This is a genomic window from Rhizobacter sp. P3_C12, from assembly GCF_056402735.1.
In genome coordinates this window covers 1-9,012 of the sequence record NZ_JBFUGW010000252.1, presented here as the reverse complement: position 1 = coordinate 9,012, position 9,012 = coordinate 1, and the positions used below count along the sequence as shown (strand labels likewise).

13 protein-coding genes are annotated in these 9,012 nt (G+C 69.2%); 7 read left to right on the top strand and 6 right to left on the bottom strand.

The window, feature by feature from the left end; all coding sequences use genetic code 11:
• A partial coding sequence (locus AC1DXV_RS27185; protein WP_477936486.1) for a 2-dehydro-3-deoxygalactonokinase occupies positions 1–949 on the top strand: 949 nt, incomplete at its 5' end.
• 17 nt (positions 950–966) lie between these two features.
• A complete protein-coding gene (locus AC1DXV_RS27180; protein WP_477936484.1) occupies positions 967–1,746 on the top strand; it encodes an SDR family NAD(P)-dependent oxidoreductase in 780 nt (259 codons plus the stop codon).
• A gap of 19 nt (positions 1,747–1,765) precedes the next feature.
• On the opposite strand, the gene AC1DXV_RS27175 is transcribed toward AC1DXV_RS27180, so the two are convergent.
• Positions 1,766–1,960, bottom strand: a complete 195-nt coding sequence (locus AC1DXV_RS27175; RefSeq protein ID WP_477874062.1) for a hypothetical protein — start codon at positions 1,958–1,960, stop codon at positions 1,766–1,768.
• Positions 1,961–2,195: 235 nt separating this feature from the next.
• Between AC1DXV_RS27175 and AC1DXV_RS27170 the strand changes: the two genes are divergently transcribed.
• Positions 2,196–2,450 (top strand): DUF1488 family protein, encoded by a 255-nt coding sequence (locus AC1DXV_RS27170; protein ID WP_477843326.1) that lies wholly within the window; start codon positions 2,196–2,198, stop codon positions 2,448–2,450.
• Between the two features lie 16 nt (positions 2,451–2,466).
• Here AC1DXV_RS27170 and AC1DXV_RS27165 read toward each other — a convergent pair whose 3' ends face one another.
• From AC1DXV_RS27165 to AC1DXV_RS27150, 4 genes are all read right to left on the bottom strand, one after another.
• The gene (locus tag AC1DXV_RS27165; protein WP_477874064.1) at positions 2,467–2,712 is read right to left on the bottom strand and encodes a hypothetical protein; all 246 of its coding nucleotides are present in this window, start codon (positions 2,710–2,712) and stop codon (positions 2,467–2,469) included.
• Between the two features lie 83 nt (positions 2,713–2,795).
• A complete protein-coding gene (locus tag AC1DXV_RS27160) occupies positions 2,796–3,011 on the bottom strand; it encodes a cold-shock protein (RefSeq protein ID WP_047500174.1) in 216 nt (71 codons plus the stop codon).
• 230 nt (positions 3,012–3,241) lie between these two features.
• Positions 3,242–3,514, bottom strand: a complete 273-nt coding sequence (locus AC1DXV_RS27155) for a hypothetical protein (protein WP_047501001.1) — start codon at positions 3,512–3,514, stop codon at positions 3,242–3,244.
• A gap of 124 nt (positions 3,515–3,638) precedes the next feature.
• Entirely contained in the window at positions 3,639–4,376 is a 738-nt protein-coding gene (locus AC1DXV_RS27150; protein ID WP_477866069.1) for a trypsin-like peptidase domain-containing protein, read from the bottom strand.
• 62 nt (positions 4,377–4,438) lie between these two features.
• Here AC1DXV_RS27150 and AC1DXV_RS27145 point away from each other — a divergent pair, with 62 nt between their 5' ends.
• Together AC1DXV_RS27145 and miaB are read left to right on the top strand one after the other, a co-directional pair.
• Positions 4,439–4,828: a hypothetical protein gene (locus AC1DXV_RS27145; protein WP_477866068.1), complete on the top strand. Its 390-nt coding sequence runs from the start codon at positions 4,439–4,441 to the stop codon at positions 4,826–4,828.
• A 10-nt stretch (positions 4,829–4,838) separates the two neighbouring features.
• The gene (gene miaB / locus AC1DXV_RS27140; protein ID WP_477866067.1) at positions 4,839–6,191 is read left to right on the top strand and encodes a tRNA (N6-isopentenyl adenosine(37)-C2)-methylthiotransferase MiaB; all 1,353 of its coding nucleotides are present in this window, start codon (positions 4,839–4,841) and stop codon (positions 6,189–6,191) included.
• Here the strand turns inward: miaB and AC1DXV_RS27135 are convergent.
• Entirely contained in the window at positions 6,188–6,469 is a 282-nt protein-coding gene (locus tag AC1DXV_RS27135; protein ID WP_047500164.1) for a hypothetical protein, read from the bottom strand. The two genes, miaB and AC1DXV_RS27135, sit on opposite strands and share 4 nt — an antisense overlap.
• A 130-nt stretch (positions 6,470–6,599) precedes the next feature.
• On the opposite strand from AC1DXV_RS27135, the gene hemA reads away from it, so the two are divergent.
• Both hemA and prfA read left to right on the top strand, forming a co-directional pair.
• Entirely contained in the window at positions 6,600–7,892 is a 1,293-nt protein-coding gene (gene hemA, locus AC1DXV_RS27130) for a glutamyl-tRNA reductase (protein ID WP_477866066.1), read from the top strand.
• 96 nt (positions 7,893–7,988) lie between these two features.
• Positions 7,989–9,012, top strand: a 1,024-nt coding sequence (gene prfA / locus AC1DXV_RS27125) for a peptide chain release factor 1 (protein ID WP_477936482.1), incomplete at its 3' end; no start/stop codon positions are given.

Here is a 9,012-nt window from a genome sequence, read left to right as displayed (position 1 = left end):
CCAGCGAGATGGCGCGCGCGTTCGTCGCCGCGCTGCAGGCCGCCCGATGATCGCCGTCGACTGGGGCACGAGCAGCCTGCGCGCCTACCGCCTCGATGCCGCCGGCAGCGTGCTGGCGCAGCGCAGCACGCCGGCCGCGCTGCTCGCCTGCCAGGGCCGCTTCGAGGCGGTGCTGGCCGAGCAGATCGACGGCTGGAGCGATCCGCACATCGTGATGGCCGGCATGATCGGCAGCCGCAACGGCTGGCGCGAGGTGCCCTACGTCGCCTGCCCGGCCGGGGCCGACGCGATCGCCGCCGGCATGCTCGCGTTCGAGGCGCCAGCACTGCCGGGCCGCCAGCTGTTCATCGCGCCCGGCATGAGCGACCGGCCTGCCGGCTTGCACGACGACACCGGCACGCCGGAGGTGATGCGCGGCGAGGAGACCCAGGTGCTGGGCCTGCTCGACGCGCTGCAGGGCAGCGGCCCGCACACGCTGTGCCTGCCCGGCACGCACAGCAAGTGGATCACCGTCGAGCAGGGCCGCATCACGCGCCTGCACACCGCGATGACCGGCGAGCTCTATGCACTGCTGACGCAGCACAGCCTGCTCGGCGCGCTGATGGACAAGGACGCCGGCGACGACGAGGCCGCCTTCGCGCGCGGGCTCGAGACCAGCCGCGGCAGCGGCGGCCTGCCGAACCAGCTCTTCAGCGTGCGCACGCTCGGCCTGTTCGGCGAGCTGAGCGGCGCGGCGGCACCGTCGTACCTGTCGGGCCTGCTGGTCGGCCACGAACTGAACGGGCTCGCGCCGGCCACCGGCACCGTCCACCTGATCGGCAGCGCCGCGCTGACCCGCCGCTACGAGCGCGCGCTGGCGGCGCGCGGCTTGCAGGCGATCGCCCACGCCGAGGCGCTGACCGCGCGCGGCCTGCACCGGCTGGCGCTGGCGCGCGGGCTGGTCGATTGAACCCGAGGAACATTCCCATGACCCGTTTTGCCCACTACCCGAGCCTCGAAGGCCGCACCGTCTTCATCAGCGGCGGCACCACCGGCATCGGCACCGCCTTCGTCGAGCACTTCCATGCGCAGGGCGCGAAGGTCGGCTTCGTCGGCCGCAACCGCGAGGCGGCCGACGCGCTGCTGGCGGGCATCGCCGCCCGGCCCAACCCGCACGGCGCGCCGAAGCCGCTGTTCATTCCCTGCGACGTGACCGACGTCGCGGCGCTGCAGGCGGCCATCGCGCAGACGCGCAGCGCGTTCGGTGCGATCGGCGCGCTGGTCAACAACGCCGCCAACGACCAGCGCCACCGGGTCGAGGAAGTGACACCGGAGTTCTGGGACCAGTGCATGAACGTCAACCTGCGCCACCAGTTCTTCGCGGCGCAGGCGGTGGTCGACGACATGGCCGGCCTGGGCGGCGGCTCGATCATCAACCTCGGCTCGATCAGCTGGATGATCAAGGGCGCAGGCTACCCGGCCTACGCGACCACCAAGGCGGCCATCCATGGGCTGACGCGCTCGCTCGCGAAGGACCTGGGCAAGCGCAACATCCGCGTCAATGCGCTGGTGCCGGGCTGGGTGATGACGGACAAGCAGCTGCGGATGTGGGTCACGCCGGAGTCCGAGCGCGATCTCGACGCGAACCAGTGCCTGCCGGGGCGGCTTCAGTCGGAAGACATCGCGACGATGGCGCTGTTCCTCGCCGCCGACGATTCGAAGATGTGCACCGCGCAGAGCTTCGTCGTCGACGCGGGCTGGTCCTGAGCGCGCTGCGTCAGGTCCGTCAGTTCAGGCCGTAGCTCGGACCGAAGCGGAAGCGGTCCTCGACCTCGGTGTCGGCGAAGGCCAGGTCGCGGTCAGGGTCGACCACCGTGTCCTGCATGTCGTCGCCGAACTCGCTGTCGCCGCGGCTCACGCGCATCCACAGGCGGTGCAGCAGCTTGGCCACTTCTGCGGTCGACGACTCGGGTACTGACATCGGGTGCCTTTCGGAAGGCCGCACGGGGCGGCGACAGGCAAGCAATGGCAAGTTGCGGACCATGGGAGCTGCCGATGCCGCACCGGGCATGGCAAGCGACCTGGCGCGTCACCCGGCACGAAATCCGTCACATCGCCGACCGTCCTGGTTCAAGACTGCCACGGCGTGTCAACCAAGCCGAGGGGTATACGATCAGACTCCTTTGCCCTGCCCCGCCCGCCCGGGGCGCGATGCCATGACCCCCACACCTTTTCTCCACGACGCCTCGGGCGACGTGCGCTTCTGGGTGCTGCTCGACGACGGCGCGTCGATCGGGGCGAGCATCAGCATGCGGGCGCTGCACTACCGCTACCGGGCATCCCTGGACGGCGCCGACGCGGTGGCCACCTACACCGCCCACCGGGCCGACATCGATGCCGCGGTGCGCCGCCGCTTCGCCGCCGGCTCGCTGGAGCCGGTGATGCTGCGCGAGCACGACCTGAAGGCCTGAGAGGGCCAGAGCGCGCCTACGACCCGATCAGCGTGGTGGTGCGCTCCACGTCGCGCTCGAACGCGGCGATCGAGAGTTCCGAGATCGACGCGTGCAGCATCACGGTTCGCGCGACCTCGGCGTTGTCCTCGAAGGCCGTGCGCAACTCGGCACGCTGCTCGGCGGGCAGCACGCGGATCAGCGCCGCCATCAGCGCGTCCATCGCGACCAGCGAGCCCTTCAGGTCACAGATGCGCTCGGTGGCTTCCTGCAGGTTCTTCATGTCGCGCCCTCCAATGAAAAAACCGCGACCGAGGCCGCGGTTTTCTTGAGAGACCCAGCGAGTGCCGGGCCCCTGCGTTCCGGTCAGGCCGGGACGATGTTCGAGGCTTGCGGGCCCTTCTGGCCCTGCGTCACCTCGAATTGAACGCGCTGGCTTTCAGCCAGGCTCTTGAAGCCGCCGCCCTGGATCTGGCTGAAGTGGGCGAACAGGTCCTTGCCGCCGCCGTCCGGCGTGATGAAGCCGAAGCCCTTGCCTTCGTCGAACCACTTCACGGTGCCGGTTTGAGTTTGAGTCGTCATGTCGATTCCTTTCGAGTCATGCGCAGCACATGCCGCGCAGTGCAGAGACGCCAAGAAAATCAACGATGGGACTGTCAACCGGCATCCCCGGAACTGGCCCGGGGACAGGGATGAGGACTTGCTGAAAGACGGTCTTATGCATGCCTACGGAGTGGATTTTACGCGCAGGCCRGCAGCGATCCGCTCGCAAAGCCCTGCTGGGCTATGCGAACGCACCGGGCATCACCCCCTCAGACGAGGCCGCTGCGGATCTGCTTGCAGATGTTCTGGCCCGTCAGCGTGATCTGCAGCGAGCCGCCGCGCCACTCGAACCAGTCGAGTGCCACGTACTCGTCGATCAGCTTCGCATTGATCTGTTCCGCCTGCCGGTGCTGCAGCAGTTCCACCGTGCCGAGCAAGGCATTGCGCAGCGCCTGTCGTTTGAGAGCCGCGGGGGTCGCGGGGGGCGCCTTGAAGACGGCGGGCGCATCGGTCGAGGGTCGGCGAGGCGCGGAACGGGTCATGCTCATGAGGCCTTTCGGGAACGACTTTGAACGGCGAACCCTCCGACAGTACCACCGCGATCCGACATACCTGTGACGATTTCAAGGAGATTTGCCCGCCGCGGGCTCGCCACCGCCGCGAGCGTCACGGGGCGACGGCCGCCTCGTCGTCGGTCAGCGTCATCAGGATGTCGGCGTACCAGGCGCAGTTCAGGCCCAGCGATTCGTCGTGTTCGAGGTCGCGCCCGCCCATGTCCATGCGCGACGAGTGGATCCCGAGCAGCTTCCACGGCAGCGCGCCGCCTTGCGGATGACGCATCACGACCGGTGCGCCGCTGGTGCCGCGGTGCGTGCGCGCATCGGTCAGGAAGTAGCCCTGGCCCTGGAAGCGCACGCCGAACGACGACGCGATCGCCGCCTGCCGCACCACCGGCAGGTGGTGCACCACGTCGTGGAAGCCGAGCGGGAAGCCCACCACCAGCAGCGAGCTGCCGACCTCCACCTCGTCGAGCGAATGCTGCAGGTGGTCGGGCGTGAACGGCACCATCGCCACGCCGGCCGGCAGCGCCGAGCGCTCGATCTCGAGCACCGCGACGTCGATCTCGCCGCCGGCGTCGCGCCCCTGGCGCCACACGCTCTTGCCGTCGCGGTACAGCAGCATCGACAGCCCGATCGAGCGGGTCAGGTTGACGGCATCGGTGTGCAGCTCGATCTCGATGCGACTCGGGTAGTGCTTGCTCGGCGCGTCGATCAGCACGTGGCGACTGGTGACGAGGAAGAGCCGCCCGTCGCGCTCGAAGAAGAAGCCGCTCGCGCCGGTCAGCGGGAGGGTGCCGTCGAAGGTGGAGACGCGGGCGGAGGTCAGCAGCAGCGGTTCGATCATGGCCCCGAGTGTGGGGCCTAGAATCCCCGTTCCGTCTGACCGACAGCCACTGGATCAACACCATGTACCGCTGTGTGATCGCTGCGACCGCAGCCCTCGCCTTCGCCTGCACCGCCCTGCCCGCCGCCGCCCAGGCGCAGCGCCCGTTCCCGCAGAACGCCCTGCGCGGCGTGATCGCCTTCGACAGCCCGCCGCTGGTCACGCTGAACGGCAAGCCGGCGCAGCTCGCCCCGGGCGTGCGCATCCGCGGCCAGAACAACCTGCTGGTGCTGACCGGCCCGCTGGTCGGCAACAAGCTGGTCGTGCACTACACCACCGAGTTCACCGGGCTGATCAAGGACGTGTGGATCCTGCGCGACGACGAGATCAAGGTCGTGCCGTGGCCGACCACGGTCGAGCAGACGCAGGCCTGGAGCTTCGATGCAGCGGCCCAGGTCTGGACCAAGCCCTGACGAGGTCGCCATGGAACAACGCACCAAGAAGGTCTACATCAAGACCTTCGGCTGCCAGATGAACGAGTACGACTCGGACAAGATGTCCGACGTCATGCACGCGGCCGAAGGCTACGAACCCACGCAGGATCCGGAGCAGGCCGACCTGATCCTGTTCAACACCTGCTCGGTGCGCGAGAAGGCGCAGGAGAAGGTGTTCAGCGACCTCGGCCGCGTCAAGCACCTGAAGGCCAAGGGCGTGATGATCGGCGTCGGCGGCTGCGTCGCGAGCCAGGAAGGCGCGGCCATCATCGAGCGCGCGCCGTACGTCGACGTGGTGTTCGGCCCGCAGACGCTGCACCGCCTGCCCGAGCTGCTGAAGCAGCGCCAGCGGCAGCAGCGCCAGCAGGTCGACATCAGCTTCCCCGAGATCGAGAAGTTCGACCACCTGCCGCCGGCGCGCGTCGAGGGCGCGACGGCCTTCGTCTCGATCATGGAAGGCTGCTCGAAATACTGCAGCTACTGCGTCGTGCCGTACACCCGCGGCGAAGAGGTCTCGCGGCCGTTCGACGACGTGCTGGTCGAGGTGGCGGGCCTGGCCGACCAGGGCGTCAAGGAAGTGACGCTGCTGGGCCAGAACGTCAACGCCTACCGCGGCGCGATGGGCGATACCGCCGAGATCGCCGATTTCGCGCTGCTGATCGAGTACGTCGCCGCGATCCCCGGCATCCAGCGCATCCGCTACACCACCAGCCACCCGAACGAGTTCACGAGCCGGCTCGTGGAGGTGTACGGCCGCGTGCCGCAGCTCGTCAACCACCTGCACCTGCCGGTGCAGCACGGCAGCGACCGCATCCTGATGGCGATGAAGCGCGGCTACACGGTGCTCGAGTACAAGAGCACGATCCGCAAGCTGCGCGCGGTGCGGCCGGACATCAGCCTGTCGAGCGACTTCATCGTCGGCTTCCCCGGCGAGACCGAGGACGACTTCACGAGGATGATGAAGCTGATCGACGACGTCGGCTTCGATTCGAGCTTCAGCTTCATCTACAGCCCGCGCCCCGGCACGCCGGCCGCGGCGCTCGCCGACGACACGCCGCACGCCACCAAGCTCGCGCGGCTGCAGCACCTGCAGGCGGTGATCGAGGACAACCAGCGCCGCATCGGGCAGTCGCGCGTCGGCACGGTTCAGCGCATCCTGGTCGAGGGCCCGTCGCGCAAGGATGCGAACGAGCTGATGGGCCGCACCGAGTGCAACCGCATCGTCAACTTCGCCGGGCCGGCACGGCTGGTCGGGCAGATGATCGACGTGAACATCACGCTGGCCTACCCGCATTCGCTGCGCGGCGAGGTGGTGACGCTGGAGGAAGAGGTGGTGGCTTAGCGGCGGCCAGGGCCGAAGCCGGCCCACCAGAGGGTGAGCGCACAGCCGACGACCATCGCGCCATAGGTGGCCATCTTGCCGTCTCGGCCCAGCCAGGCCAGGCCGACGATGGTCACCACGCTGGCCACGCCCGCCGACCACAGCCACAGCCGCGCCCAGCGGACGTTCGCCAGCTCACGCCGCCACAGCAGCTTGGTCAATGCCGACGCCAGCGCGGTGACACCGAAGGCGGGTCCGAGGAAATTCAACAGGTGCCACAGTGCGTCCAAAGGTCCCATCGACTGGTTCTCGCGAAAGCTGGCCCGGAAGTTGCCGATAAACCGCGTTATTGTGACGAATCGTCAGCGCCTATGACGGTCTTGAGAATCGGCAAACGCCCGACGGCGTTGCAAATTTTATAATCTGCCCATGAGTGTCTTCGCCCTCGGCCTGAACCACACGACGGCTCCGCTGGATTTGCGGGGCCGTTTTGCGTTCACGCTCGAGCAGTTGGCGCCGACCCTGCAGGGCTTCCGCGAGCGGGTTGCGCGCCCGAGCGGCAGCCCCGAGGCGGCGATCCTGTCCACCTGCAACCGCACCGAGCTGTACTGCGCGGCCGAGCCGGCGCTGGTGCGCCCGGCCATCGACTGGCTGGCCGGCGTGGGGGGCGTGGCGAGCCACCACTTCATGGACCACGCCTACGTGCTGGAGGGCGGTGCCGCAGCGCGCCATGCCTTCCGCGTCGCGAGCGGCCTCGATTCGATGGTGCTGGGCGAGCCGCAGATCCTCGGCCAGATGAAGCAGGCGGTGCGCGAGGCCAGCACCGCCGGCACGCTGGGCACCACGCTGCACCAGATGTTCCAGCGCTCGTTCGCGGTCGCGAAAGACGTGCGCACCTCCACCGAGATCGGCTCGCACTCGATCAGCATGGCCGCCGCCGCGGTGCGCCTGGCGTCGCAGCTGTTCGAGGACCTGCGCGAGACCAAGGTGCTGTTCGTCGGCGCCGGCGAGATGATCGAGTTGGTCGCCACGCACTTCGCGGCCCGCGCGCCGCGCGCGATGGCCGTGGCCAACCGCACACTCGATCGCGGCGAGAAGCTGGCCAGCCGCTTCGGCGCCGAGGCGATCCGCCTGTCCGACCTGCCGGCCCGGCTCGGCGAATTCGACGCCGTCATCTCGTGCACCGCCAGTTCGCTGCCGATCATCGGCCTGGGCGCCGTCGAGCGCGCGCTGAAGGCGCGCAAGCACCGGCCGATGTTCATGGTCGACCTGGCCGTGCCGCGCGACATCGAACCCGAGGTCTCGCGGCTGAACGACGTCTACCTCTACACCGTCGACGACCTGTCGGCACTGGTGCAGACCGCCGGCGAGAAGCGCCAGGCCGCGGTCCAGCAGGCCGAAGTCATCATCGAGAGCGGCGTGCAGAGCTTCGTGCACTGGCTCGACCAGCGCGGCACCGTGCCGCTGATCCAGGCGCTGAATGCGCAGGCCGACGACTGGCGCGCCGCCGAGATCGCGCGCGCCCGCAAGATGCTCGCGAAGGGCGAGGACCTCGATGTGGTGCTCGATGCGCTGACCCGCGGCCTGACCCAGAAGATGCTGCACGGCACGCTGGCTGAACTGCATGCCGCCGACGGCGAACAACGCGCCGCGCTCGCGCAGACGGTGTCCCGCCTGTTCCTGCGCGGTGCCCCCCGCAAGCCGGGCGACGGCCACCACTAGCGACGCCCCGTCGTCCGCCGCATGAACGGCGGGGCGGGCGCACCCTGTTGCGGCTTCGGCCGCGCGCCAGCTCCGCGAACCTTTTCCGGAGCCCCGATGAAAGACACCCTCCGCCAGCAGTTCGAACGCCTCGCGTTGCGGCTGAGCGAACTCGACGCGACGCTCGCCGACCCCTCGGTGGTCAGCGACATGAACCGCTTCCGCGGCCTGACGCGCGAGCACGCCGAGGTCGACGGCGTGGTGCAGCGCTTTCGCCGCTACCAGCAGCGCGAGCGCGACCTGCTGGCCGCGCGCGAGATGCTGGCCGACGCGGACCTCGCCGAGATGGCGCGCGAGGAGATCGCCGCCGCCGAGGCCGACCTCGAACGCCTGCAAGGCGAGCTGCAGACCGCGCTGCTGCCGCGCGATCCGGACGACGGCCGCAATGCCTTCCTCGAGATCCGCGCCGGCACCGGCGGCGACGAATCGGCGCTGTTCGCCGCCGACCTGCTGCGCATGTACACCCGCTATGCGGAGCGCTGCGGCTGGCGCACCGAGCTGATGTCGGAGAGCATGTCCGATCTCGGCGGCTACAAGGAAGTGGTGCTGCGCGTCGACGGCGACGACGTGTACGCGCGGCTGAAGTTCGAATCGGGCGGGCACCGCGTGCAGCGCGTTCCGCAGACCGAGACGCAGGGGCGCATCCACACCAGCGCCTGCACCGTCGCGGCGATGCCGGAGCCCGACGAGGCCGAGGAGATCCAGCTGAACCCGGCCGACCTGCGCATCGACACCTTCCGCGCGAGCGGCGCCGGCGGCCAGCACGTCAACAAGACCGACAGCGCGATCCGCATCACCCACCTGCCGACCGGGCTGGTCGCAGAATGCCAGGACGACCGCTCGCAGCACCGCAACAAGGCGAAGGCGCTGGCCGTGCTGGCGGCGCGGCTGCGCGAGAAGGACCGCAGCGAGCGCGCCGCCAAGGAGGCGGCCACGCGCAAGGGGCTGATCGGCAGCGGTGACCGCAGCGACCGCATCCGCACCTACAACTTTCCGCAGGGCCGGCTGACCGACCACCGCATCAACCTGACGCTCTACAAGCTGCAGTCGGTGATGGAAGGCGAGCTCGACGACGTGGTGG